The 23,700-nt window shown below is 38.5% G+C and carries 24 protein-coding genes; 19 read left to right on the forward strand and 5 right to left on the reverse strand.

Annotated elements, in window-relative coordinates:
* Positions 1–27: 27 nt before the first annotated feature.
* Positions 28–1,227, reverse strand: a complete 1,200-nt coding sequence (locus IGL24_RS03320; protein ID WP_206857001.1) for a toxic anion resistance protein — start codon at positions 1,225–1,227, stop codon at positions 28–30.
* An 89-nt stretch (positions 1,228–1,316) separates the two neighbouring features.
* Positions 1,317–1,973: a 5-bromo-4-chloroindolyl phosphate hydrolysis family protein gene (locus tag IGL24_RS03325; RefSeq protein ID WP_206857002.1), complete on the reverse strand. Its 657-nt coding sequence runs from the start codon at positions 1,971–1,973 to the stop codon at positions 1,317–1,319.
* A gap of 217 nt (positions 1,974–2,190) precedes the next feature.
* Between IGL24_RS03325 and IGL24_RS03330 the strand changes: the two genes are divergently transcribed.
* The 4 genes from IGL24_RS03330 to IGL24_RS03345 are packed head-to-tail and all read left to right on the forward strand — an operon-like array spanning position 2,191 to position 4,325.
* Positions 2,191–2,754 (forward strand): NUDIX hydrolase, encoded by a 564-nt coding sequence (locus IGL24_RS03330; protein WP_206857003.1) that lies wholly within the window; start codon positions 2,191–2,193, stop codon positions 2,752–2,754.
* Positions 2,755–2,766: 12 nt separating this feature from the next.
* Positions 2,767–3,051: a cell wall synthase accessory phosphoprotein MacP gene (gene macP / locus IGL24_RS03335; RefSeq protein ID WP_206857008.1), complete on the forward strand. Its 285-nt coding sequence runs from the start codon at positions 2,767–2,769 to the stop codon at positions 3,049–3,051.
* A 17-nt stretch (positions 3,052–3,068) separates the two neighbouring features.
* Positions 3,069–3,761, forward strand: coding sequence for a 5'-methylthioadenosine/adenosylhomocysteine nucleosidase (locus IGL24_RS03340; RefSeq protein WP_206857010.1), 693 nt, complete (start codon positions 3,069–3,071; stop codon positions 3,759–3,761).
* Positions 3,762–3,773: 12 nt separating this feature from the next.
* Positions 3,774–4,325: a cysteine hydrolase family protein gene (locus tag IGL24_RS03345; protein WP_206857012.1), complete on the forward strand. Its 552-nt coding sequence runs from the start codon at positions 3,774–3,776 to the stop codon at positions 4,323–4,325.
* A 104-nt stretch (positions 4,326–4,429) separates the two neighbouring features.
* On the opposite strand, the gene IGL24_RS03350 is transcribed toward IGL24_RS03345, so the two are convergent.
* The gene (locus IGL24_RS03350) at positions 4,430–6,337 is read right to left on the reverse strand and encodes a M13 family metallopeptidase (RefSeq protein ID WP_206857013.1); all 1,908 of its coding nucleotides are present in this window, start codon (positions 6,335–6,337) and stop codon (positions 4,430–4,432) included.
* A 332-nt stretch (positions 6,338–6,669) separates the two neighbouring features.
* Here IGL24_RS03350 and IGL24_RS03355 point away from each other — a divergent pair, with 332 nt between their 5' ends.
* The 5 genes from IGL24_RS03355 (at position 6,670) to IGL24_RS03375 (ending at position 11,734) form a co-directional block, all read left to right on the forward strand.
* Entirely contained in the window at positions 6,670–7,905 is a 1,236-nt protein-coding gene (locus tag IGL24_RS03355; protein ID WP_242543302.1) for an RNA-guided endonuclease InsQ/TnpB family protein, read from the forward strand.
* 200 nt (positions 7,906–8,105) lie between these two features.
* Positions 8,106–8,954 carry a dihydrolipoamide dehydrogenase gene (locus IGL24_RS03360; RefSeq protein WP_242699772.1) on the forward strand — a complete coding sequence of 283 codons (849 nt, stop codon included), beginning with the start codon at positions 8,106–8,108 and terminating at the stop codon, positions 8,952–8,954.
* A gap of 77 nt (positions 8,955–9,031) precedes the next feature.
* Positions 9,032–10,012, forward strand: coding sequence for a ribose-phosphate diphosphokinase (locus IGL24_RS03365; RefSeq protein WP_206857014.1), 981 nt, complete (start codon positions 9,032–9,034; stop codon positions 10,010–10,012).
* A 168-nt stretch (positions 10,013–10,180) separates the two neighbouring features.
* On the forward strand, positions 10,181–11,311 hold the full coding sequence (locus tag IGL24_RS03370; RefSeq protein WP_347564935.1) for a cysteine desulfurase family protein: 1,131 nt from the start codon (positions 10,181–10,183) through the stop codon (positions 11,309–11,311).
* A 75-nt stretch (positions 11,312–11,386) separates the two neighbouring features.
* Positions 11,387–11,734, forward strand: coding sequence for a DUF1831 domain-containing protein (locus IGL24_RS03375; protein WP_206857016.1), 348 nt, complete (start codon positions 11,387–11,389; stop codon positions 11,732–11,734).
* Positions 11,735–11,871: 137 nt separating this feature from the next.
* On the opposite strand, the gene IGL24_RS03380 is transcribed toward IGL24_RS03375, so the two are convergent.
* Complete coding sequence (locus tag IGL24_RS03380; protein ID WP_206857018.1) at positions 11,872–12,651, reverse strand: hypothetical protein; 780 nt, start codon at positions 12,649–12,651, stop codon at positions 11,872–11,874.
* A gap of 134 nt (positions 12,652–12,785) precedes the next feature.
* On the opposite strand from IGL24_RS03380, the gene IGL24_RS03385 reads away from it, so the two are divergent.
* The 7 genes from IGL24_RS03385 to mnmA all read left to right on the forward strand — a co-directional run bounded on the left by IGL24_RS03385 (position 12,786) and on the right by mnmA (position 19,048).
* The gene (locus tag IGL24_RS03385; protein ID WP_206857020.1) at positions 12,786–14,018 is read left to right on the forward strand and encodes an MFS transporter; all 1,233 of its coding nucleotides are present in this window, start codon (positions 12,786–12,788) and stop codon (positions 14,016–14,018) included.
* Between the two features lie 84 nt (positions 14,019–14,102).
* Positions 14,103–14,714 carry a metallophosphoesterase gene (locus IGL24_RS03390; RefSeq protein ID WP_206857023.1) on the forward strand — a complete coding sequence of 204 codons (612 nt, stop codon included), beginning with the start codon at positions 14,103–14,105 and terminating at the stop codon, positions 14,712–14,714.
* 463 nt (positions 14,715–15,177) lie between these two features.
* A complete protein-coding gene (locus IGL24_RS03395; RefSeq protein ID WP_206857025.1) occupies positions 15,178–15,444 on the forward strand; it encodes a hypothetical protein in 267 nt (88 codons plus the stop codon).
* 629 nt (positions 15,445–16,073) lie between these two features.
* Entirely contained in the window at positions 16,074–16,334 is a 261-nt protein-coding gene (locus tag IGL24_RS03400; RefSeq protein ID WP_207115177.1) for a hypothetical protein, read from the forward strand.
* A gap of 388 nt (positions 16,335–16,722) precedes the next feature.
* The gene (locus IGL24_RS03405; RefSeq protein WP_206857026.1) at positions 16,723–17,010 is read left to right on the forward strand and encodes a hypothetical protein; all 288 of its coding nucleotides are present in this window, start codon (positions 16,723–16,725) and stop codon (positions 17,008–17,010) included.
* A gap of 93 nt (positions 17,011–17,103) precedes the next feature.
* Positions 17,104–17,727 (forward strand): hypothetical protein, encoded by a 624-nt coding sequence (locus IGL24_RS03410; protein WP_206857027.1) that lies wholly within the window; start codon positions 17,104–17,106, stop codon positions 17,725–17,727.
* A gap of 199 nt (positions 17,728–17,926) precedes the next feature.
* Entirely contained in the window at positions 17,927–19,048 is a 1,122-nt protein-coding gene (mnmA, locus tag IGL24_RS03415) for a tRNA 2-thiouridine(34) synthase MnmA (RefSeq protein ID WP_207700074.1), read from the forward strand.
* Positions 19,049–19,211: 163 nt separating this feature from the next.
* On the opposite strand, the gene IGL24_RS03420 is transcribed toward mnmA, so the two are convergent.
* On the reverse strand, positions 19,212–20,516 hold the full coding sequence (locus tag IGL24_RS03420) for a multidrug efflux MFS transporter (protein ID WP_242542447.1): 1,305 nt from the start codon (positions 20,514–20,516) through the stop codon (positions 19,212–19,214).
* Between the two features lie 107 nt (positions 20,517–20,623).
* Here IGL24_RS03420 and IGL24_RS03425 point away from each other — a divergent pair, with 107 nt between their 5' ends.
* The 3 genes from IGL24_RS03425 to IGL24_RS03435 all read left to right on the forward strand — a co-directional run bounded on the left by IGL24_RS03425 (position 20,624) and on the right by IGL24_RS03435 (position 23,700).
* Positions 20,624–21,190: a TetR/AcrR family transcriptional regulator gene (locus IGL24_RS03425; RefSeq protein WP_206857031.1), complete on the forward strand. Its 567-nt coding sequence runs from the start codon at positions 20,624–20,626 to the stop codon at positions 21,188–21,190.
* 124 nt (positions 21,191–21,314) lie between these two features.
* Entirely contained in the window at positions 21,315–21,692 is a 378-nt protein-coding gene (locus tag IGL24_RS03430; RefSeq protein WP_206857032.1) for a DUF1033 family protein, read from the forward strand.
* The gene (locus IGL24_RS03435) at positions 21,625–23,700 is read left to right on the forward strand and encodes a DNA topoisomerase III (protein ID WP_207700075.1); all 2,076 of its coding nucleotides are present in this window, start codon (positions 21,625–21,627) and stop codon (positions 23,698–23,700) included. Before IGL24_RS03430 ends, IGL24_RS03435 begins: the two co-directional genes overlap by 68 nt.

A 23,700-nucleotide genomic window follows, 5' to 3' on the forward strand; every position in this document is an offset into this window, starting at 1 on the left:
AGATTGCTTCGTACAAGGTTTTTTTATTTATTGTGTTAAATCTAGTAATTTTTGTTTCAAATCTTCTTCCATATGGCCAAGCTCGACTTCTGCATGGCGACGTTTTTCTTTTCCTTCTTGTTGGATACGGAGTGTTTCTTGGATCGTTTCGATCAAATCATTTTGTGTCGTTTGTAATGTTTCAATATCCACGATACCACGTTCGTTTTCTTTCGCTGTTTCGATCGCAGAGATTTTCAACATTTCTGAGTTTTTCTTCAACAGATCGTTGGTTGTTTCAGAAACTTGACGTTGTGCAGTAACAGCATCTTTTTGACGAAGTAAAGTCAACGCGATAACCACTTGGTTTTTCCACAATGGGATCGCTGTAGCAATCGATGCTTGGATCTTTTCTGCTAACGCTTGGTTTGTGTTTTGGATCAAACGGATCTGTGGTGCTTGTTGGATCGTGATCTGTCTTGCTAAACGTAGATCGTGGGTACGTTTGTCTAAGCGATCAAGAAACTGTGTATAATCATTGGCGATCTGTACATCCATTTGATCGCCTGTTTGTTCTGCTTTTCGCATCGCTTCTGGGATGATCGTTGTTTGTAGTTCTTCCATTTTTAACTCGCCAGCAGCGATATAAATATTCAACGCATCAAAATAATCTTTATTCTTTTGATAAAGTTGTTCTAACATCAAATTGTCTTTTAATAGACCATCTTTTTCTTTGTCTAATTTGACTGAGATCTTATCGATTTGCGCACCGATTTTTTGATATTTTGCAGTCACTTCATAAATCGATTGTTTGACTTTGCCGAATACGCGTTGGAAAATATTTCCTTCGCCGGCACGTAATTCATCAGGATTCGCTTCTTGCAAGCGATACATCAGTTCAGTCAATGAATCGCCGACTGGTCCGATATCTTGCGCTTGTACGTGATTCAACATTGACTGTGAGAATTCACCTAATTTTGTTTGGGCAGCGGAACCATAGCTGATGACAGACTGAGAATCAGTCACATCGATTTTTTCTGCTAATTGTTTTGCTTGTTCTTGTCTTTCGGCAGGTAACTTATCAATCAAACGGGCAGCTGTTTGTTGCTCTTGCAAAGCATTGATTTCGTTTTGCTGTGTTTGGGTCAATTTATCGACAGGTGTCGAAAATGGATTATTCAGTAAGTCTTCTAAAGTATCATTAACTGGGGTTACTTCTTGTTTTGGTAAATTTGGCTTATTTTCCATATAATTTCCTCCTTATCGAATGAAGCTAGAAAAAGTACCCGAAACAGGCAGACGATGTCTAACTGTTCCGAGTCTTAGAGACGAGTTGCTTATTCTTCTTGTTCTTCTTTATTATCACGCTTTAAGCTTTGTTTCGCAACAGATATCTCTACATCGATATCTTCCAGATCTTCGGATACGAAATCTTGATAGTCTTTAGCAACTAATAAAGCGAGTTGATCAATGATCTGATTGCTTTCTTCCAATTTCTGGTAAGTCTGTTTATTCTTGATCTCGTGTGCATTGATCTCGATGTATTTATTTGTCAAATCCACTAAATTTGGCAAGTGGGTGTAAAGAAATTGACTCGCATCGTGCAGGCGAGTAGGTTCTTTTACAAGTTCTTTGAACAACCCTTTTGCTGCTTTTACAGGTTCGTGACGAAGATCGATTGCTTTTAACTTCGCTGTTTCGTGCATATTTTTTTCTAGCTGTTCAATTTCATTTTTTGTTTGATTCATCGTTTCTCTAAAATAAGAGATTTCGCTAGGTGTCATACCATTTTCGCTATAATGGGATGCTAATTTGTCTGAAAGATCGGGTAATGCGGTTTTATCTTTAGGTTTGCTACGAAAACCGAAAAGTCCCCAAATCACCAAAACAGCGCCAATCAGCAAGATCATTGATGTGATCGATACATCATTATAACTAAAGAACAGTATCACTAAGAGTAAACCTAAGATCCATTTCCAATTTTTTTTGATCATTATAAAAACCTCCAAGTATATTCGTTGACCATTCGATTCATCTACTCCTTCATTTTAGCACACCCTACTTAATAATTAGTATCGGACTAAAGGTGGATTTTACGAGTTTATAGAATTTCTAAGGTTTGGATATGTTAAACTAAGTAAGAAATCAAAAAGAAAATTGAAAAAATCAAAAAAAGTAGTTATTATAGGACAAAAGAAAGCAGGGGAAATGATGCTTGAATACGAACAGTTTGAAGAAAAAACGATCCAACGAAAAGAAATCTATCATGGCGCGATCATTGATGTAGCTGTCGATGATGTTCGTTTACCAGATGGCAATGTCGGAAAACGTGAGCTGGTCTTTCACCCGGGTGGTGTGGGGATCATTGCTTTTGATGAACAGGAACGTCTATTATTAGTCAAACAATTCCGTAAACCTTTAGAAAAAGTGATTCTGGAAATACCCGCAGGTAAAATCGATCCAGGAGAGAAACAAGCGCCTGAGATCACTGCGGCCAGAGAACTAGAAGAAGAAACGGGCTACCGCGCAGAGCGATTGGAACATTTGACTTCCATGTATTTGTCACCAGGATTTGCAAATGAACTTTTGCATATCTATCATGCATTAAATATCAAAAAAGTAGAACAGCCTCTAGCACAAGACGAGGACGAGGTATTGGAGCTTTATGCGCTGACTTTACCAGAAGCAAAACAAGCGATGGCAGATCAAGTCATTTGCGATGCCAAAACGATTTATGCGATTCAATACTGGGAATCAATGAACAAAGGAAAGTAGAGGGATCGATGGATGGTCAAAGGACCGCTAGTCACACGTAGTGAAATCCGCAAGCGACAGCAAGAACAAGCACAAGAATCATTGAAAAAACAAAGAAAAGCGGAAGCCACGTACAAACAAGAAGAAAAAAAGATCGCGAGCTTTTATCGCAAAGAACAAAAGAAAAACAAGCCGATCACAAAAACAAGAGCCGGCGAACGAGAAAAAACACGCAAATGGAATGCTATTTTAATGAAAGGCTTGGTTATCGTCATTTTATTGTTAGCCATCGTTTTTCTAGCAGTCGCATTTTTATAGAAAGAAGGAACTAGTAGATGAAAATTGGAATCATTGGCGCTATGGAAGAAGAAGTAAAAATTTTAAGAGAGCAATTAGGCGAACCGTTATCATGGGAAAGAGCGGGGGCTTTGTTTATTTCAGGCTCTTTAGGAAATCATGAAGTCATCGTTGTACGTTCAGGCATCGGAAAAGTCTTGGCATCGATCACAACAAGCTTGCTGATCCAACAATATGGTGTCAACATGGTCATCAATACAGGATCAGCTGGCGGTATTGGTGAAGGGCTACGTGTAGGGGATGTCGTGATTTCTGACAAAGTTGCCTATTTTGACGCAGACGTGACAGGTTTTGGCTATAAACCAGGACAATTACCAGGGATGCCTCTTTACTATGAAGCAAGTACGTATTTACGTTCAGAAATGAAAAGAGCCGCAGAAGCAACCAACTTAAATGCCAAAGAAGGCTTGATCGTTACAGGGGATACATTTGTTGATTCTCCAACAAAAGTCCAAGAGATCTTAGGGAATTTCCCTGAAGCACTTGCTTGTGAAATGGAAGGAGCTGCGGTTGGTCAAACAGCGCAACAATTCAACATTCCTTTCTTGATCGTGCGAGCAATGAGTGATACAGCAGACCATTCAGCAACACAAAGCTTTGACGAATTCATTGAAGAAGCAGGAAAACGTTCAGCTGAAATGGTGATTGAGTTTGTCAAACATCTTGTATAAGGAGTGAACCGTATGAAAGCATTGATTTCGATTGATTACACCTATGATTTTGTTGCAGATGACGGGAAATTGACTACTGGAGAAGCCGGGCAAGCGATTGAAACAGCATTGACAGACCACACAAAATCTTTCATTGAAGCAAATGACTATGTCGTCTTTGCTATTGATGCCCATGACCCAACGGATGACTTTCATCCAGAAAACAACTTGTTTCCGCCACATAATGTGATCGGAACGAATGGTCGTGATCTATATGGTTCCTTGCAAGAGATTTATAAGGAACACCAAACGCAAGCCAACGTGTATTGGATCGATAAGCGCCACTATTCAGCATTCAGCGGTACAGATCTCGATATTCGTTTGCGTGAACGTGGGATTACTGAGCTATATTTAACAGGCGTTTGTACAGACATTTGTGTCTTGCATACAGCGGTCGATGCGTATAACTTAGGCTATCAATTATTTATTTATGAAGATGCAGTTGCTAGTTTTGATCCAATCGGACATGACTGGGCGTTGAAGCATTTTCAAACAGCGCTTGGTGCTGAGATTATTAAGGGATAAAAAAGCGACTCCAAAGATTAGATCATTCATCTAACTTTTGGGGTCGCTTTATTTTGGTTATTACTAGTTACTATTCCATGATTTTCGTAGCTAGATCACAAAAATTACCAAATATGCACACGTTTTTCAGGTGCTAGATACATCGGATCTTCTTCAGTGATCTCGAATGCCTCATAAAACTCTTCTAAGTTCTGAGGTTGGATATTTGCACGTAGTTTTGCAGGTGCATGAACATCGATTTGTAAAAGTAATTGTTGGTATTCTTTTTTCGCTTTTGTGCGCCAGATCGTTGCCCAATTCATGAAGAAATCGGCTGCTGAGTAATCGTCTTCTGTCCTTGCGGCTTCTAGTGCGCAACTTAGCCCACCAGCATCGGCAATGTTCTCAGAAACAGTCAGTTTGCCATTGACTGTGCCATCTGCAAAAGGTACACCATCAAACTGTTCGATCATAGCTTGTGCTTTTTCTTGGAAATGAGAAAAGTCTTCTTCTGTCCACCAGTTATTCAAATTACCGAATTCATCAAATTTTGCGCCGTTGTTGTCAAAAGCATGAGAGATCTCATGCGCAATAACTGCACCGATTCCGCCGAAGTTTGCTGAACTAGATTGTTCCAAACTATAAAATGGCGCTTGTAAAATCGCAGCTGGGAAAACGATGACGTTGCGGAATGGGTGATAGTACGCATTGACTGTGTCTGCACTCATTTCCCACTCACTACGATCGACAGGTTTGTTCCATTTACTGAAACGATCCTTTAACGTCAGATGACTAAAGTTCAATGCATTTGAAAGAAGGGTTCCACCTTCATCTGCGGGAACTGTTTGGAATGCATCGAACAAAGCAGGGATTTTGTCAGGATAACCGACTTGGATGCCTAATTTGTTCAATTTGACGATTGCTTTTTCTCGTGTCGCATCACTTAACCATTCATTTGTTTCAAGTCGTTTTTGATAAACGTTGATCATTTTTTTGACCATTTGCTCGACATCTTTTTTCGCCGCTTCACCAAAGTATTTGTTGCCATAGTAATCTCCAAGTACATGATCAAATTGCCCTGAAGCAAGGTAATATGCTGCTTTCTTTTGCGGCATTGCTTCATCAGTTCCCGATAAAGTTCGAGAGAAGATCCCACTGACTTGACGGAACTCTTCAGACAAGTAACTGCTTAATGAACGCACAGTTTTTACGATCATCCAGCTTTTAAGTAGTCGAAAATGAGGCGTTGTCAACAGTTCAGCTAAATGTTCAAAGTAGACAGGATCTGTAACGATCACTTGATCTGGGTGTGTGCCAATCAAGCCAGTACTCAAGGCAGTTAAGTCAAGTGCATCTGTATATGCCGTAAATTCAGTAAAGGCTCTTGGATTATACATTTGGCTGTAGTCCGCATTTTCTTCTGCGCTTTTGACATGAGGCGCAATCAATTTATCAAATTGGATCGCTTGTTCAACGATTGCTTCAGCCTGACTTCTTTCTTTGCCTGTCATTTCTAGAAGTTGGACCATCATATCAAAAAAGACGGACAATAACTGAGCACCATTTGGATGTTCTGCTTCGTAATAAGTTTTATCTGGTAAAAATAAAGACGGTGGTGAGGCGAAAAAGGCATTGACTTGTGCATTTTTCATATCTGCATCCACATCTAAAACAACAGGTAGCGGTAAGCTATCCAATGTCCAGTCTGGAAATTGCTGATTTAGTTCATCAAAAGAAGTAAGTTTTTCGATCCGTTCAAGGATTGGTTGTAAAGGTGTCGCACCTAATTGATCTCTATAGGCATAATCATTTGCCAATTGGTAATACGCAAGGAATTGACGCATCTTGTCAGACGTAACAGATGACGGATCAGCTAACATCTTATCTGTCTCTTGCATCATTAGTTGATCAATGCCATCAACTAAATCCTGAAACCCGCCAGTCGCTGGTTTATCGGCAGGAATTGTTGCTGTTTTTAACCATTCTTCATTTACTGCTTCAAAAAAATCTTGTTTCAAACGTTCTTGGTTCATTGAATCATCGCTCCTTTTTAGTTCCGTGTGCCCATTATCTAACAAAAAAGCAGAATAAACAAATGGAACGTAAAATCTACTCCAAAGAAGCACAAGTGATTGGAGGCATAATCAGCTTCTTTGACGGATAAGAAGTTCAATTTCTGTCCATACAAATCAAGAAAAATGTTAAAAACAACCAATCATCTATTAGTCACTCTGATTTATTTTTTTAGGTCTATCCCTTATAATGTAGGTGGAGGTCAAGGGCAGTAGGATAGAATTTAGAAATAGTAAAAAAATCGTTTGAATGGCTAGATAGGGCGTATCTTACTATTGAGGTGAGAACAAATATGAACTATCCAGCCGGAAAATGGGCAAAACATTACGAAGGAAGTCTACAAACTTTTAAGAAACAGGAGACAAAAAAGGGATCAAAACTAGTACAAAAAGTCATACGAGCCAAGAAGATAAGACTACGGCCGACGAAAGAACAAGAAGAACAACTTTGGCAATCAGCTGGAACGGCTCGCTGGGTGTTTAACTGGGTATTGCACATGTGGGAAATGAATCATCGATTTGGTGGGAAATTTATCACCAACAATGAGTTGCGAAAGCATATTACTCAAATAAAAAAACGTCCAAAGTATGCTTGGTTGAACCGAGTGTCAAATAATGTTGCAAAGCAGGCAGTTAAAGATGCTTGTGATGCATATAAAAAATGGTTTGATGGCTGTAGCGGAAAAAGTCGAGTGAAAGCAGAGAAGCCACGTTTTAAGTCCAGAAAGAAGACAAAACCTGCTTTTTATAATGACAATGTCAAATTAAAAGTAAAAGCGAAATCCGTTCTACTTGAAAAAATTGGTTGGATAAAAACTAGTGAACAAGTGCCAATGAAGACGAAATATCTCAATCCACGAATCTCTTTCGATGGCAAGTATTGGTATCTTTCTGTTGGCATTGAAAAAGAATGTCACAAACAAGAATTAACCACTGAAGTGTTGGGTATTGATTTAGGTATCAAAAATTTAGCCGTTGTTTCAAATGGCAAAGTTTATAAAAATATCAACCAGACAAACAAAGTAAGAAAAATCGAGAAACGATTACGTCGGTTACAACGTAACGTCTCTCGAAAATACGAGATGAACAAGGAGGGAAACCGATTTGTCAAAACATGTAACATCTATAAATTAGAAAAGAACATTCGGCACATACATCGAAAATTAGCAAATATTCGTCAGAACCACATCCATCAAACAACGACTGAGATCGTGAAAACCAAACCATCGAAAATCGTTGTTGAAACATTGAATGTAAAGGGCATGATGAAGAACAAGCACTTAGCTAAATCAGTCGCACAACAAAAATTTTATGAGTTCAAACGTCAACTTCAATACAAATGTGAAGAGTACGGCATTGAATTCGTCGAAGCAGATCGATTCTATCCAAGTTCTAAATTGTGTTACGAATGCGGGCATAGGAAAGTGAACTTAAAACTGAGTGAACGTATTTACCATTGTGAGAAATGCGGTTATACAACAGATAGGGATCATAATGCCAGTCTGAATTTAGCTAATTACAGTGCTTGATCTACGAGTTTCTAATCAAAAGAAAAACGTAGATATATAGGATTCGTTGTATCCGAATTGACGCCTGTGGAGTGTTAGAACAAACGACAGTAGCGAGCAAGTGGCAAAATCGGGCACGGTGAAACAGGAAATAAACATTAATCTGACAACTTTTATAGTTGGTTAGAACTATTTATAGATTTTTGGCAACGGTGATCGTTCTGAAAAATGCAAGTGGGAAATGGCAAGAAGTCACGCTCGACGGAAAAACAGAGCGAATCAGAGAGTTTCGTCTGCTAAAAAGAAGACGGGAGAACGAACACTATTTAGCAGTGATTTTTGAAAATGAAAGCTATTTGATCGTTGATCGTCAAGGTCAGTCTATCGAAGTTATTACGGCGGTGGATGGCTATTCAAAAAGTATCGCAACATCCATTACTTGGCAAGAAACAAGTATAGATGCAGCAACTAGTGACGATGAAATGATCGACACGTTTCTAACAAAGTGGGCGCAACAACAGTCAACCACACATTTAGTGGATTGTTGGGTAGGCTTGCCTGAGCAACGTTTCTTGACTTATAAAAAGTGGCGAACGCCATCTGGTTATCTTTGTGGTACTTATGCGGCAGCAGTGCTGCTTGCCTACTATCAAGATTATTGTGTGTCGGATCTGATTCCATCAGATATTCGCCAAAAAGATTCTCGCGATGCAAAAGAATTGATCCAAAAGCTACGTCACACGATCCAACCTTTAGGCTTTCCCACCATACCGATTCAAGTAAGCTCAGGGATATCCGCCTTTTTTAAAACACAACAAGAACCCATTTACGCCAGAAGTACAGTAGTGGGGTCTTGGCAACGAGCAACAAAGAGAATTCGCCAAGGAAAACCGGTAATGATCGGCATTTTAAAACTACTAGGCAGTACTTACGGTAATCATTGGGTCACAGCTTATGCTTACTATGAATCAGCTTCTGGTGAACGTTATTATAAAGTCCATGATAATTGGGGAAACACGAATAAAGTCATTCCTGCTAAGTGGGCGAATGGCACAGTCTCACTTCCTTGATTATTTTCAGAAAACACCAGAAATACTCGTAGAAATATGTTAAACTATCCAAGAATAGAGAAGTTTGGGAGGATGTCATGAGTAAAAAGTATCAGGACGACACGTTGAAAATCTTTAGTTTGAATGGGAATCAACCGTTAGCAGAAAAAATCGCCAAAGTATTTGGAACAGAGTTAGGGAAATGTGTAGTCAAACAATTCAGCGATGGAGAAATTTCGATCAACATCGAAGAAAGTATCCGTGGCGACCATGTCTACATCGTTCAGTCCACGAATGAGCCAGTCAATGATTACTACATGGAATTATTGATCATGATCGATGCGATGAAACGTGCAAGTGCCAAAACGATCAATGTGGTGTTGCCGTATTATGGCTATGCGAGACAAGACCGTACAGCGAAACCTCATGAACCAATTACAGCAAAACTGATTGCGAATATGCTTGAAGAAGCAGGAGCGACACGTGTATTGACGTTAGATCTGCATACAGTTCAAGTGCAAGGATTCTTTGATATTCCTGTAGATAACTTATTTACAATGCCATTGTTTGCTCATTATTATCGTGAGCTTGGATTAGTTGGCGATGACATTGTCGTTGTGTCACCAAAGAATAGCGGTGTCCAACGTGCACGCAGCTTGTCAGAGTACCTAAATAGTACGTTAGCGATCGTTGATCATGCAGACGAAGAAGTTGAAGGAACAGCAGAAAGCTATGTCATCGGGAATGTTCAAGGGAAAACGTGCATACTGGTTGATGATATTTTAAATACTGGTTTGACGTTCGCTCGAGCAGCCAAAGTCCTGAAAGAAAATGGCGCAAAAGATATCTACGTTTGTGCTTCACACGGCTTGTTGTCAGATCCTGCGAAACAAATCTTGGACGAAGCACCGATCAAAGACATTTGTATTACTGATTCTGTCTATACAACAGAAGAACGTCATCCTGAAAACTTGACGATCGTGACTTGTTCAAACTTGATGGGAGAAGCGGTGAAACGTATCCACGAAAATACACCGATGAGCCCATTGTTCCGTTTGGAAGAGAAGAGCTTTAGATAAAGAAGGTCGAAACACCATAAAATGGCGGAACACGGTTCATTTTTATGGTGTTTTTTTCATCTACTGTGTCCGAGCGACTAAAAAAACGCCTTTAGCACAGTTTATTTTTGGTAACTTGCTATTTCTATGCTAGAATGTGCCTAGTTCTATTTGAAAGGGATGAATACATTGGGCAATATTTATTTAGATCATGCAGCGACGACGCCGATGCATCCGTTAGTAATCAAAGAAATGATGGATATCATGGAAGGGACATTTGGCAATCCTTCGAGCATTCATGGATTTGGTCGGATGGCTCATGAAAAATTAGAAAATGCCAGACAAATTGTGGCAGATAGTTTACAAGTCCGCCCGCATGAGATCATTTTTAACAGTGGCGGAACTGAAGGCGATAATACCGCAATTCTTGAAACAGCATTTTCACGCCAAAATGAAGGGAAACATCTGATTACTACAGTTATAGAGCATCCAGCTGTCTTGAATACGATGAAGTATCTAGAAAAAAAGGGGTTTGAGGTTACATATCTACCAGTTGACCAAAAAGGGAATATCTCCATCGATGATTTTCGTTCTGCATTAAAAGAAGAAACCATTTTAGTATCGATCATGTACGGAAATAATGAAATCGGCAATTTATTACCAATCAAAGAAATCGGTGAAATCTTGCGAGAACATCCAGCCTATTTTCATACGGATGCTGTTCAGGCTTATGGCAATCAAACCATTCATCCTCAAGAATTAGGGGTCGATCTTTTGAGCATATCAGGGCATAAGATCAATGGGCCTAAAGGAATCGGCTTTTTATATAAAAGAGATGGCGTAAACATCCCACCTTTGCTTTTAGGTGGCGAACAAGAAGAAAAACGTCGTGCTGGTACAGAAAACTTGGCAGGTATCTGCGGACTAGCCAAAGCTGTCGAGATATTGACCCTTGAAGAAAGAGAAGCACGTAATAAAAAGTACGTTGGCTTCCAGCAATTGATTTTAGATAAATTAGCAGAAAATGGCATTGAATATGCAATCAATGGTGATTTATCGAATAAATTACCGCATGTCCTGAATTTACGTATTCCGGGCATTGTCAATGACCTCTTATTGATGAGATTAGATTTGCAAGGCTTTGCGATCTCGATCGGTTCGGCATGTACTGCTGGAAATATCGAGCCTTCTCATGTGCTAGAAGCGATGTATGGAAAAGGAACACCTTTCTTGAAAGAATCGATCCGTATCAGTTTTGGTTATGGCAACATAGAAGAAGAAGTCCAACGATTTGCGGATAGCCTAGTAAAGGCGATCTAAGCATGAAAAAGCCTAGTAAAACGAGTCAGAAACTTTTATAATAAAGAGGAAACTAAATTTACTGAGGTGAAAAATATGGCATTTGAACAAACAGCGTCCGTACTCGGTTCTCCGGTCACTTACCGTTTACATCCTGATGCAAAAAGATACACATTACGTGATAATGGTTTTACAGAAACGAACGGCGGCAACTATCAATTGATTCGTCCGCTTGATGCAACCCCACAAAGCAAAGAAGGCTTTAAATTAAAAATCACAGTTGCTAAAGACATCAAGTCATTGAAGATGTCGATCACGACAGCCAATGGGTTGCGTGCAGTCGATATTTTTAAAGATCCAAAGCAAAAAATGAGTCAAGATAAGTTTTATTTCTTGATGGATAGCATGATCAGTCGTGGACTATTTGAAAAAGTTGAAGGCTAATCAATCGTGTGAGATAGCAAAGAAAAACTAAAAATACCTAAGCGCTAGGGAATCAGGCACGTCTATCGTCTTTATATGACGATAAGTAGGCCAAGCTGTTCTTTCTAGCGCTCAGGTATTTTTTTAGTAGTCAACGATCATTCGACTTTTGACCATTCATCTAATGTTTTTCCTTGGGGATCTTTTAATTCTAACCAACTATTTGTTCCACCATAATACAATAGTAAACTAGCTTCATTCACACTTTTGACGATAACATCCTCCACGATCTTGTTATCTTTGATCTGCGCTTGATAGTCGTCGCGCATTTTATCACCGTATTTAGCTGCATAACTGACTGAACCGTCTTTATTCAATGGAGCATCAGGTAATAAAGTAGCACCTGCTTTGATCAACATCTCGTTGCGACTGATCCAATAAAGCGTTGCTTTACTGCCGCGAAATTCCACTGTAAAAGGAATCTCACTGATTTGTTTCGTCCAGCGATGACGTGCTTTGGCAGGTTTCTTTTTCGTCTCAGGAAGCGGAGCGAAGCCATAGCCGAAAGTCGTCAACACAGTCGTTACCTTTTCGATGCTTGGTGCTAATTTTTTGGCGGCTTCTGCTGGGATCTTTTCTTTGAAATCTTGGTCTTTTTCTAAGGTTAATCCGGCCTCAGCTGCTTGATCATTCAAAAGGTACATAAAATAATCTGCTTCAAGATCCCAAGGTAATTTGACGAGAATCACTTTGTCAAAACTTTTAGGCTGATCGTCTTTTCCAATAGCAATGCATTTGTTTTTTTCATAATAAAGAAAAAAGGAATTCTCCAACAGCTTAGTTTTTTTATTAAGTATACTGAAATGGATTTGTTCTTCTTCAAAATCAATGTTTATTTCTGAACGGCTGATCGTCGTGTGAAAACTGACTGTTTCCATGGTGGTACCTCCTAAAAACGTTTTATTCAGTTTACCATTTTTTCAATCAGGAAGAAATAATGTGGACTTTGTTTTGTAGCAATCGCTGGATTAATAATGGTAGAATAAAACGATACAAAAAACAGGAGGGATTTATGGAAAAACATTGGAAAAAGAATATCAACCTATTTCTTATAGGTCAATTTTTATCAGGGATCACAAGTATGGTCGTGCAGTATGCCATCATTTGGTATTTAACACAAGAAACAGGATCGGCGACTATTTTAAGTTTTGCCACATTATTAGGGATGCTTCCGATGGTTCTTTTAAGTCCGTTTGTTGGACCGCTGATTGATCGTTGGGATAAGAAAAAGTTATTGATTTACACGGATATCATTGTTGCAATCTTTGCTCTTATTTTATCCATTGTAGGAACAGTGATGTCGACCTTTCCGTTATGGTTAGTCTTTGTCTCTCTATTTATTCGTTCAGTCGCACAGACCTTTCAAATGCCAACGATCCAATCGATCTTACCAACGATGGTTCCTGAAACGGAATTGACAAGGATCAATGGACGGTTGGGAATGGTCCAATCAGCGAATTATATCATTGCTCCTGGATTAGGTGCTTTTTTATTTGCTGCGGTGCCAATGAATGGTTTGATCCTTTTAGATGTGTTAGGAGCCATTCTTGGTGTCGGTCTGTTGATATTTGTTATGATCCCTAAGATTGACAGACAAGGGGAAAAGGTTCATCTATTAGCGGATACTAAATTTGGAGTTAAAAAGCTGTACGAGAAACGGGGATTATGGCATATCATGATCAATGGCGCAGTTTTCATGCTGTTATTCATGCCAGCTGCAAGCTTATACCCTTTAATGACTATGGGCTATTTCAATGGCACCGTCGGACAAGCTGGTTTGATCGAAGTGATATACGCTGTTGGAATGTTAGTAGGGGGAGCGATCATTGGGTTTTCTGGACACTTTAAGAATCGCATGTTATTAGTGATCATCTCTTACATCGTCTTAGGTGTATCAGTTGGAGCGAGTGGTTTATTGCCAGCGACCTCACAAGGATTTATTTATTTTGTCATTCTCAATGCGATTGCCGGTTTGGCCACACCTTACTACAATACATTAGTGATGGCGATGATCCAGCAAAGTTTTGAGCCAAGTATTTTAGGAAGAGTATTGGGCGTGTTCAATTCTCTGATGTCTCTACCCGGTCCAGTTGGTTTGATCTTTGCCGGCCCATTAGCAGATGCCCTTGGCGTAGAAAAACTATTTGTGATTGCTGGAATCGGTACATTACTATGTGCGGTTGCGCTGTACATGGTTCCTTCAGCAAGAAACTACGATATAGAATTACAAAGTAAACATAGCTAAGAAAAACTTTCTTTTTGAAGATAGGCATTGATTGCCTATTTTTTTGTTTTCACATACGATATTTATAAAGGACGGTGAGCTTGGATGAATTATTTTATCAGTGATATCCATTTTTTTCATGAACGGTTGCTCAGGAATAGTGATTTTTCACCACGACCATTTAAAAATGTTGCCCGCATGAATTATCAGTTGATTACTAGTTGGAATGCAGTAGTAAAGGAATCTGACCATGTCTATCATCTAGGTGACCTTGCGATGCATCCCAAATATGAAAAAGGCAGCGAAGAAATTCTTTCCTTAGTCAAACAATTGAATGGCACGATCCACTTTATTAAAGGAAATCATGACAGTCGAGCCTTTTTCAAATACTTGGAACAACATGATCCATGGAAAAGTGAAGGAAAACAAAAATTTTACTTTTACGATGTGGGCGTCATCATAAAATTCAATCATCAACAATACTATCTGACACATTATCCGTTATTGATAGGAAACAATGATAAAATCCGCAACCTTCACGGACATATCCATCACTACAGCGTACCGATCGGCAACGACGTCAATGTAGGTGTAGATGCACCAGAACGAGAACTATTGGAAAAAAAATTACCCTTTGGCACACCTTTATCAGAAAACAATATAGAGGAAATCTATCAGAAAAAACAAGCAGAACTGGAACGACTGAAAAAAAGGTAAAGAAGAGGCTCAATCGGGACGGAAGTACTTAGTTGAAAGATAGTTGAAAAGCATCCAAGTGCTACTATTACGAGTAGTACTTGGATGCTTTTTGTTGTTGGTAGAATATTTCTGGTTATGCCTGTTTACTCGAAAATTGAAGTGTAACAATAAATAAAAAAATAACGAAAAAAAGTTTGAGGATTAATCTATTATAAGTTTTTATATGGTAAAATAATAACTAATAATTATATTTTTTTGTACATATAATATATATTAATTAGTTTTTTGACGTTAGCTATTTCCCCCTTTTTATATAAATAAGAAATTTATATTAGACCAATCATTTAAATTGTTATTCGTTATTTTATTTTACAATTAAAATAACGAATTAAAATTAATTGTAGTGGGGTTTTATGTTTAGCGGTCAATATAGAAAAATAGCTTCGATTATTTTTAAAAGAAGCGAAGAAAGGAGATACTTATGAACGGTTATAAAATCGGTTTAGTTGTTTCTATGATTTTATCGATCTTGTGTTTATTGGGAGCAATCATAGATTATGGAGGATATATCGGCTTCATCTTGGTGTTTGTGATCATTATCCCAGGACTTGCGGGAATCCATTTTACCACAAAAATCACTATGAGAAGGTACTTGAAATGGTCTCTGTTAGTCGTGAATTATTTATTTGCGACTACGCTCACCATATGGGATTTGGTCTATGTTTTCTTACAATTTTTTTATAAATAAAAAGGAACAGGCGTATCAAGAAAGATATTGAAAGAAGGAGAAAAAAATGATTCAAAATAAAAAATATTGGATTTTGTCGTTTGTATTATTGATACTTTCATGTCTACTTGCTAGACATTATTTTTTATCCTATAGACTATATCCACTTGTATATCAAAGGATTATTGTCTACGGTTGTTGGATACTAAGCGGATTTAGTTTATTTTTTTGTCGGGCGATCAGTAATAAATTTCTGAAACGTATTGTCATTAGCATCAACATTTTCTGTATTTATGGTTGGTGGTTTATATATGATTTTTGAAAATACAGATATTCATAAATTAAAAAGGAGAATAAGATGACGAATAACCAATTCATATTATCTATAGCAATGTTTTTTCGATGAGTTGCTTTGTTGGAGGAATCATTTCCGGAGAGAGTGCTCTACGGATTATTTTGTTTTTCATGATGACTTTTCCAAGTCTGCTAGGACTTTATTTTTCCACTAAAGCGGAACTTCGACATTATAAATGGTTGCTTATTTCTTTGAATTACTTTTTTGCTACGTATATTGTTATTGGGCAATTCATTGAATGGTTTATTAGAAAGTTTATCCAAATGAGTTAAGACTATTACGAGGAGGAATAGGAATGTTAACCAAGAAAAATTATTTAGAATTTATTCTTTCAATTGTTTTATTGGCAATCTCTATTCTTTTATTTTTATTCTATGCCTATCCGTATTCTAAATTGCAATATGAAATCAGAATATTCATCATGACGGTTTGTTGGTTATGTAGCACTGCAAGTTTGTTTTTTTCAACAAAAATCACTTATCCATATTTGAAAAGAGGAATTATATTAGTGAATTTTTGTTGTATCTATGGTTGGTTAGTCTATGTGTGCTTGTAAAATAGAAAATTAAAAATAGTAAAAAGGAGCGTATAAATGTCTTTTCTAAAAAATAAGTCTCGTACAAAAAAATCAGTAGTTCTATTGATATTGTCAATTTTTCTTGTATTCATTACGTGTGTCTTTGCTAGTCCCATATTGTTTGAATCATTTAAATATCAATCGCATCTATTTATAGTCACAATTTCGATTTGTTGGGTCATCAATGGAGGGAGTATCGTTTTTGCGTTAGGAATCGCAGACAGATACCTGAAAAAGACATTGATTACGTTGAATTTTGTATTTGGCTATGTCTTTTTATTTACGATTTTCCAATTTTCTTTAAATTTTTGAAGCTATTTCTGTTTTTAGTGAGAAATATTGATGTTGATAAGGAGGAGAAAGAAGAATGAAACGTGCATTGAATGTATTCGTTTTATGTTTGTCAATGCTTGCATGTGTAAGTGGTCTGTTTTATATACATATTTATTTAAGTGGAGAAATTGAAGGTATTCTTTTTGCATTAGGTTTGGGTTTTCCGGGTTTGATTGGTTTTTATTGTTCGACAAAAATAAAAAAGACGAAGTTAAAATGGCTACTGCTAGGGCTGAATTACCTTTTCGCTACTTACAGTACTGTCTTGATTATCGTAATTTATTGGTTACAAGTCTTCGGGATAGAGTTTTTCAAAAGTTAGTACATTTTATTTTATGTATCAATTGAACAATTTAAAAATTAATAGAAATTTTATCTGATTGTGAGTGGATTTAAGAAAGAAGGAGTGAGTGGAATGATTGTAAAAAAAAGTATGCCGAATAAATACATTTCGTTCTATCTATTGGCGCTTTGTTTTCTATTAGGAAGTTTAGTTTTTGTTTTTAAATTTTATTGGTTATTTGCAACAGTCCAATATTCTTGGTGGATCATCAGTGGAATCAGTTTGTTTTACTCAACTAGAATCCCCTCAGCATTCTTAAAAAGGGGGCTCATTGGGATTCATCTTGTTTTGATGTATGGTATTGTACTAGGTACTTTATTAGGTTTTGCCAGTTTTGGTAATGTGGAGTATTTATTGTTTCCTATTGCGTACGTATTGATTGTGGGGGCACTTCATGAGTTAGAGAAGAAGAAAGTATTCTTTATCATGGGCTTGATCATCCCGATGTCTATTTCTACACTCGCATTTATTTATGCTCATTATTTGATTATTTTTCGAAGTCATTCCTTCGAGAGTTATTATTTGATTCCTTTACTTCTGTTGATGGTGATCTCTGGGTTGATTGGACTATACGCTGCAACAAAACTGGAAACTAGCCGGCGAAAGTTTTACTTATTGTTTATCAACTATTTGTTCTCTACATATTTCAATGTTGTGTTACTGCTTTTGTTTTTGGTGAATGTAGTAAGAAACTGAATCATGAATAAAACTCATCTCATAGCAAAGTTTTGGTATCTGAAAAGCATGGAATGGACCAACTAAAAAACGTCGCTTTTTTAAATTGATTATTTAGGGGTGAAATTTTCAGAAAGATGACGTATAATGTAAAATACTGAAAAGTTGCGACCTTCAACTCGTAGATGTTTCAGAATCTAATTGAAATGATGGTGATACCATGACAGACAACAGCAAAACACGCGTTGTCGTTGGGATGAGTGGCGGTGTTGACTCATCTGTAACAGCACTTTTGTTAAAGGAACAAGGCTATGATGTAATCGGGATCTTTATGAAAAACTGGGATGATACCGATGAAAATGGCGTCTGTACGGCGACGGAAGATTATAAGGATGTAGCGAAAGTCGCTGCCCAAATCGGGATTCCTTATTACTCAGTTAATTTTGAAAAGGAATATTGGGACCGTGTGTTTGAATATTTCTTAGCAGAATATCGTGCGGGACGTACCCCGAACCCAGATGTAATGTGCAATAAGGAAATCAAATTCAAAGCATTCTTAGACTATGCAATGGACTTGGGAGCAGAATATGTTGCTACTGGCCATTATGCACAAGTTACACGTGATGAAAATGGCGTGTCACATATGTTGCGTGGCGTCGATAACAACAAAGATCAAACGTATTTCCTTAGCCAATTGTCACAAGAACAATTAGCAAAAACGATTTTTCCGTTAGGTGGCATGGAAAAATCAGAAGTACGTGCGATCGCAGAACGTGCTGGTCTAGCAACGGCGAAGAAAAAAGATTCAACAGGCATCTGTTTTATCGGCGAAAAGAATTTCAAGCAATTTTTAAGTAACTATTTACCAGCTAAAAAAGGCAACATGGTGACCCTTGACGGTGAAGTCAAAGGCGAACACGCTGGTTTGATGTACTACACGATCGGACAACGCCAAGGCTTAGGGATCGGCGGCGGTGGCGATTCACAAGAACCTTGGTTCGTGGTGGGTAAAGATCTTGCGACGAACACATTATATGTTGGACAAGGATTCCATCATCCTGCATTGTATGCGACAAGTTTAGATGCAAGTGAAATCCATTTTACAACGAATGAACCAATGCCAAAAGAATTCAAATGTACAGCGAAATTTCGTTACCGTCAACAAGATGTACCGGTAACCGTGCGCTTATTAGAAAATAATCGCGCAGAAGTCATCTTTGACGAACCCGTACGCGCAATCACACCAGGACAAGCCGTTGTTTTTTATGACGGAATGGAATGCCTAGGTGGCGGATTGATCGACCATGCGTATCAAGAAACGAAAGTCTTGCAATACGTTTAAAATAAAAGTCTGAGGTATTTGTTTTCTCACGCCTTATAAAATTGAATAAACGGTGTTCCAGAAGTAGCTCCTTCGGAAATAAGCCAGCCAGTCCAAAAATTTGAAGAACAATTTTCGGACTGGCTGGCTTATTTCTCGGAGCTGGACACTTCTGTCACAACCTCTATTTATGTGTAGTCAATTGTGCCACTGATGAATCCTCTTCCCGCTCATGAATCTCCTTCGTATTATGGCGAACAAGCACAAAGTTTGCAAGAACAAGTAAGGATGTGGATAAGAAGACACCACGATAGCCGAACATGCTTGAAACACTTGAACCAATCAACGGACCAACGACATTTCCTGTTGCTTGGAAGGATTGATTGTAACTAAAGATTCTTCCGGCAGCTTGTGCGGGAGAGTATTTAGTGATCAAGGCTTGCACCGCTGGAAGGAGGCAAGCGTCGGAGATTCCGATCAAAAATCGTAGTCCTGCAAGTTGCCATACATTCGTTACGAAAGCCATTGGGATGTAAACGATCAAGGCAAAGCCTAAACCGATCGCTAAGATTCGTTCACTACCGATCTTATCACCTAAACGTCCGAAGCGAGGAGCGGCAATCAGTGTGGCAATCCCGGGAATAGAAGCAATGATCCCGCTGATCAACGTGACGTTGCCGTGTCCATGTAACAATTGACGGATATATAAACTAATGATCGGACTGATCGAATTGTTTGATGCTTGGATGATCATTGTCGTAATAAACATACCGATGACGACATGTGGATATTTCAGGTCACGGAAAATTTGTTTAGCAGAAACCAATTCACTTTTTTCTACGGGGACAAATTTTTCATGGACGAAAAATAAGCTGAGCAAGAAAACGAAGAACAAGATCGTCCCAGTGATAAAGAAGGTTGGACGATACCCAAAGGCAGAAGCAGAAAGTCCACCGAGTAGAGGACCAAGTAATGTTCCGGTCACAGAGCCAGTAGCCAAAGTGCCAAGTACTTGTCCACTTTTTTCTCTTGGGGTACCAGTGGCGACTAAAGCTGTTGCATTACTGATATAACCGGAAAAAATGCCTTGTAATAGTCGTAAAGCGACTAATTGATACACGCTTGTTACTAAACCCATCAAGGAAATCACTACCGCCATTCCTAAAGAGGCACGCAACAACATCAACTTCCGCCCTTTTTGATCGGCAAGGCGTCCCCACCATGGAGAAATCAAGGTAGTAACAAGGAAAGTGGAGGAGAAGGTCAATCCACTCCAGAAATTCAATTGTGCTGTACTGTAATTACCTAACGTATCTATGTAAAGTGACATAAAAGGCATCACTAGACTGAAACCTATTCCGGCCATAAATGTACCAAACCACAAAACCACTAGATTTTTTTCCCAAGGTTCTCTTTTTCTAAATACAGAATCCTTTAATCTTGAAACCACAGTAAAGCCTTCTTTCTGAAAATTTTCATCTACAATCATTTATTATAAACTACAATGTGTAGTTTATCAAGAAGAAGTCTTTTTTCTCTTCGTCTTTCGTGGTAAACTGAATAAGATTGAGTTTATTCCATAAGAGGGGAAATTAGATGAAAAAACGAACGCTGTCACAAGAAAAAATCATCGACTGCTTTCGAGAATTAGCAGAAGAGATGGCTGTACAGCAAATCACTTTTCAACATTTAGCTAAAGCATTGAATATCAAATCACCTTCGCTTTATAATCACTTCAAAAATATTCGGGAAGTAAAGACGGCGTTGACTGCGAAACTTTTAACGGAGCTGAATGATCAATTGCGCCGAGTGTTGGTAGGGAAAAGTAAGGGAGAAGCAATACAAGCGTATGCGCAAACCTATCAGTCTTTTGCATTTGAAAATCAGGCAGTCTATGAACTTCTGATCAGTGTGCCACATACCAATGAAGAAATTTTATTAGAAGGAATACATGAAACGAACCAAATCATTTTACAAATATTTGACGCTTTTTCCTTGTCAAAAGAAGAAAAAGTCCACCGTAGTCGAGAATTACGAAGCATGATCCATGGTTATCTTTCGTTGCGTTTCTTAGGATACTTTACCAATGAACCAAATGTTTCTCCAGAAGCAAGTTATGTCTGGATGATCGACGACTTTATAGCAACTTTACCAATAAAATAAAAGGCATCATTTAAATTAATTTTCTGAACATTCATAAAATGCCCCTTTTAAGCAAAATTTCTTGCAACTTTCTTGGAAAGTGACTAATATGTTTTTAAGATGACCTGAGAAAAGGAGCGCACGTATGTATCAAGTAATTACAATGTTCGGTGATAATGAGCCTTGGTGGTTCTTTGAAAATTGGCAAGAAGATATTCAAGTGGAGGAATCTTTTGCCTCTTTTGAAGAAGCACAACAAAGTTATGAAGAAAAATGGCTAGCCATTAAAAACAATTATGAGTATATCCATGCCAAAACCAATTTTCTAAGTGCTTTTTGGAATGATGGGGATGAGCGCTGGTGTGAGGAATGTGATGATGACTTGCAGCAATATAAAGGACTTGCTCTGCTGAAGGATTATCAGCCGATCACCATGGAAAGCAGAAAGGATTTTTATGAAACAACTAATTCTAGCGGAAAAGCCAAGCGTTGCGAAAGACCTAAGCAAGGTGCTGGGTGCTAATCAAAAACACAAAAATTATTACGAAGGACCCAAGGTGATCGTGACTTGGGCCCTTGGTCATTTATTAGGTCTAAAGATGCCAGAGGATCTAAACAAAGAATGGCAAAGCTGGCAAATGGAAACTTTGCCGATGATTCCTAAAAAGTTAGGTATCAAGCCATTACCAAAAACAGGGCATCAATTGAAAGCAATCAAACAGTTAGCTAGTCGTAAGGATGTCTCAGAGGCCGTGATCGCTACAGATGCCGGACGTGAGGGCGAACTTGTTGCTCGCTGGATCTTAGAATATGTTCACTTCAATAAGCCAGTGAAACGTTTATGGATCTCTTCTCAAACGGACAAAGCGATCAAGACAGGATTCAACCAATTGAAACCAGCTAAAAGTTATGACGCACTCTATGAGTCTGCTTTAGCTAGAGCGAAAGCGGACTGGTTAGTCGGCTTGAATGTGACACGTGCGCTAACTGTGAAATACCAAGACAATTTATCAGCGGGTCGGGTGCAAACCCCAACCTTAGCTTTAGTGCGTAATCAGGAAAAGAAAATCGAATCGTTCCGACCACAAACGTATTTTACGATTTCATTGACAGTCGGCAAGGAACAAGCAAAAATGGTCCAAAAAAATCAGTTTGCTTTGAAATCCCACGAAGAAGCCCAAGCATTTGTTAAAACACTGAGTCAAAGTAAGGGAACAGTGGTGAGTATTGAAGAAAAAACTAAGACAGAAAAAGCACCGTTGCCGTATGATTTGACGGAGATCCAACGAGAAGCGAATCAGCGCTATGGCTATTCAGCAAAGAAAACGTTAGGTCTCGTTCAAAGTTTATATGAAACGCATAAGATCGTGACGTATCCACGAACTGATAGTAAATATTTGACGAATGACATGAAAAGCACGATGAAAGAACGCCTTCAAGCTATCAGTGATTTTGCGCCAGAAGTCAAAACTTATTTAAAAAATGGGGCAGTCGTTCGCCAAACAAGCGTGTTCCAAGACAATAAAGTAACGGATCACCATGCTTTGTTACCGACGGAAAATCGTCCACGCTATGAAAAATTAAGCAATGAAGAACAAAAGATTTATCAAATGATCGTGACACGATTCTTAGGCTTGTTTGCAGAGCCACATAAAATCAGCCAAACGAAAATCACCGTTGTATTTGGGAACGAACAATTTGTTTTCCGCCAAAATCGTGTGTTGGAAGCAGGCTGGAAAAACACGGAGGAAAGTCATGTAGATTCTTTCGATTGGAAGAAAGACATGCGCATCCAACCTGACTTTACGATCAAGAAAGAATTGTCGGCACCGCCGAAACCTTTGACGGAAGCCAGTCTGTTAGGGTTGATGGAAAAACACAGTTTAGGAACACCGGCGACTCGTGCGGAGATCATTGAAAAGCTGATCAAATCCGAACTGATGGAACGCACACCGCAAGGCTTGCAAGTCTCACCAAAAGGCAAGCAATTGTTAGAGTTGGTCAATCCATCGCTTGTGACACCTGATTTAACGGAAAGCTGGGAAAAAGATTTAGAAGCGATCGCTCTTGGGAAAAAACAAGCGAATGTCTTTTTGCAATCGATCGAGAAGGAAACGAAGCGACTTGTTCAAGAAATCAAAACAAGCAAGCAACAGTATCAAGATTTTTCGATTACGCAAAAGAAATGTCCAGATTGTGGCTCGAATCTGCGTGAGAAGAACACAAAAGATGGAAAAATCTATGTTTGTACGAATCAAGATTGTAACTATCGCCGTCGCAAAGATCCGAAAGTCTCCAATCATCGTTGCCCGCAATGTCATCGCAAAATGGAAATCATTGAAGGCAAGAATGGGGCTTACTTCCGTTGTAAATTTGATGGGACGACAGAGAAAATGCTAGGGAAAAAAGAGCAGAAGAAAAAAATGACGAAACATGAAGAACGTCGCTTGATGAAGAAATATTCTCAAGCAGAAGAACCGGAAGAAAGCCCATTAGCTGCTGCCTTGAAAGCTGCAATGAAAGAGAATTAA

Source organism: Enterococcus sp. DIV2371, from assembly GCF_050498525.1.
Classification (GTDB): domain Bacteria; phylum Bacillota; class Bacilli; order Lactobacillales; family Enterococcaceae; genus Enterococcus_B; species Enterococcus_B mangumiae.

Excerpts from the sequence above, each read along its gene's own strand:
- IGL24_RS03385 (WP_206857020.1), top strand. The coding sequence starts at position 12,786 with ATGGAAAAACATTGGAAAAAGAATATCAACCTATTTCTTATAGGTCAA.
- IGL24_RS03425 (WP_206857031.1), top strand. The coding sequence starts at position 20,624 with ATGAAAAAACGAACGCTGTCACAAGAAAAAATCATCGACTGCTTTCGA.
- IGL24_RS03435 (WP_207700075.1), top strand. The coding sequence starts at position 21,625 with ATGAAACAACTAATTCTAGCGGAAAAGCCAAGCGTTGCGAAAGACCTA.
- IGL24_RS03365 (WP_206857014.1), top strand. The coding sequence starts at position 9,032 with ATGAGTAAAAAGTATCAGGACGACACGTTGAAAATCTTTAGTTTGAAT.
- macP (WP_206857008.1), top strand. The coding sequence starts at position 2,767 with ATGGTCAAAGGACCGCTAGTCACACGTAGTGAAATCCGCAAGCGACAG.
- IGL24_RS03420 (WP_242542447.1), bottom strand. The coding sequence starts at position 20,516 with ATGATTGTAGATGAAAATTTTCAGAAAGAAGGCTTTACTGTGGTTTCA.
- IGL24_RS03410 (WP_206857027.1), top strand. The coding sequence starts at position 17,104 with ATGATTGTAAAAAAAAGTATGCCGAATAAATACATTTCGTTCTATCTA.
- mnmA (WP_207700074.1), top strand. The coding sequence starts at position 17,927 with ATGACAGACAACAGCAAAACACGCGTTGTCGTTGGGATGAGTGGCGGT.
- IGL24_RS03390 (WP_206857023.1), top strand. The coding sequence starts at position 14,103 with ATGAATTATTTTATCAGTGATATCCATTTTTTTCATGAACGGTTGCTC.
- IGL24_RS03355 (WP_242543302.1), top strand. The coding sequence starts at position 6,670 with ATGAACTATCCAGCCGGAAAATGGGCAAAACATTACGAAGGAAGTCTA.
- IGL24_RS03350 (WP_206857013.1), bottom strand. The coding sequence starts at position 6,337 with ATGAACCAAGAACGTTTGAAACAAGATTTTTTTGAAGCAGTAAATGAA.
- IGL24_RS03375 (WP_206857016.1), top strand. The coding sequence starts at position 11,387 with ATGGCATTTGAACAAACAGCGTCCGTACTCGGTTCTCCGGTCACTTAC.
- IGL24_RS03325 (WP_206857002.1), bottom strand. The coding sequence starts at position 1,973 with ATGATCAAAAAAAATTGGAAATGGATCTTAGGTTTACTCTTAGTGATA.
- IGL24_RS03330 (WP_206857003.1), top strand. The coding sequence starts at position 2,191 with ATGCTTGAATACGAACAGTTTGAAGAAAAAACGATCCAACGAAAAGAA.
- IGL24_RS03380 (WP_206857018.1), bottom strand. The coding sequence starts at position 12,651 with ATGGAAACAGTCAGTTTTCACACGACGATCAGCCGTTCAGAAATAAAC.
- IGL24_RS03345 (WP_206857012.1), top strand. The coding sequence starts at position 3,774 with ATGAAAGCATTGATTTCGATTGATTACACCTATGATTTTGTTGCAGAT.
- IGL24_RS03430 (WP_206857032.1), top strand. The coding sequence starts at position 21,315 with ATGTATCAAGTAATTACAATGTTCGGTGATAATGAGCCTTGGTGGTTC.
- IGL24_RS03400 (WP_207115177.1), top strand. The coding sequence starts at position 16,074 with ATGTTAACCAAGAAAAATTATTTAGAATTTATTCTTTCAATTGTTTTA.
- IGL24_RS03340 (WP_206857010.1), top strand. The coding sequence starts at position 3,069 with ATGAAAATTGGAATCATTGGCGCTATGGAAGAAGAAGTAAAAATTTTA.
- IGL24_RS03405 (WP_206857026.1), top strand. The coding sequence starts at position 16,723 with ATGAAACGTGCATTGAATGTATTCGTTTTATGTTTGTCAATGCTTGCA.
- IGL24_RS03395 (WP_206857025.1), top strand. The coding sequence starts at position 15,178 with ATGAACGGTTATAAAATCGGTTTAGTTGTTTCTATGATTTTATCGATC.
- IGL24_RS03320 (WP_206857001.1), bottom strand. The coding sequence starts at position 1,227 with ATGGAAAATAAGCCAAATTTACCAAAACAAGAAGTAACCCCAGTTAAT.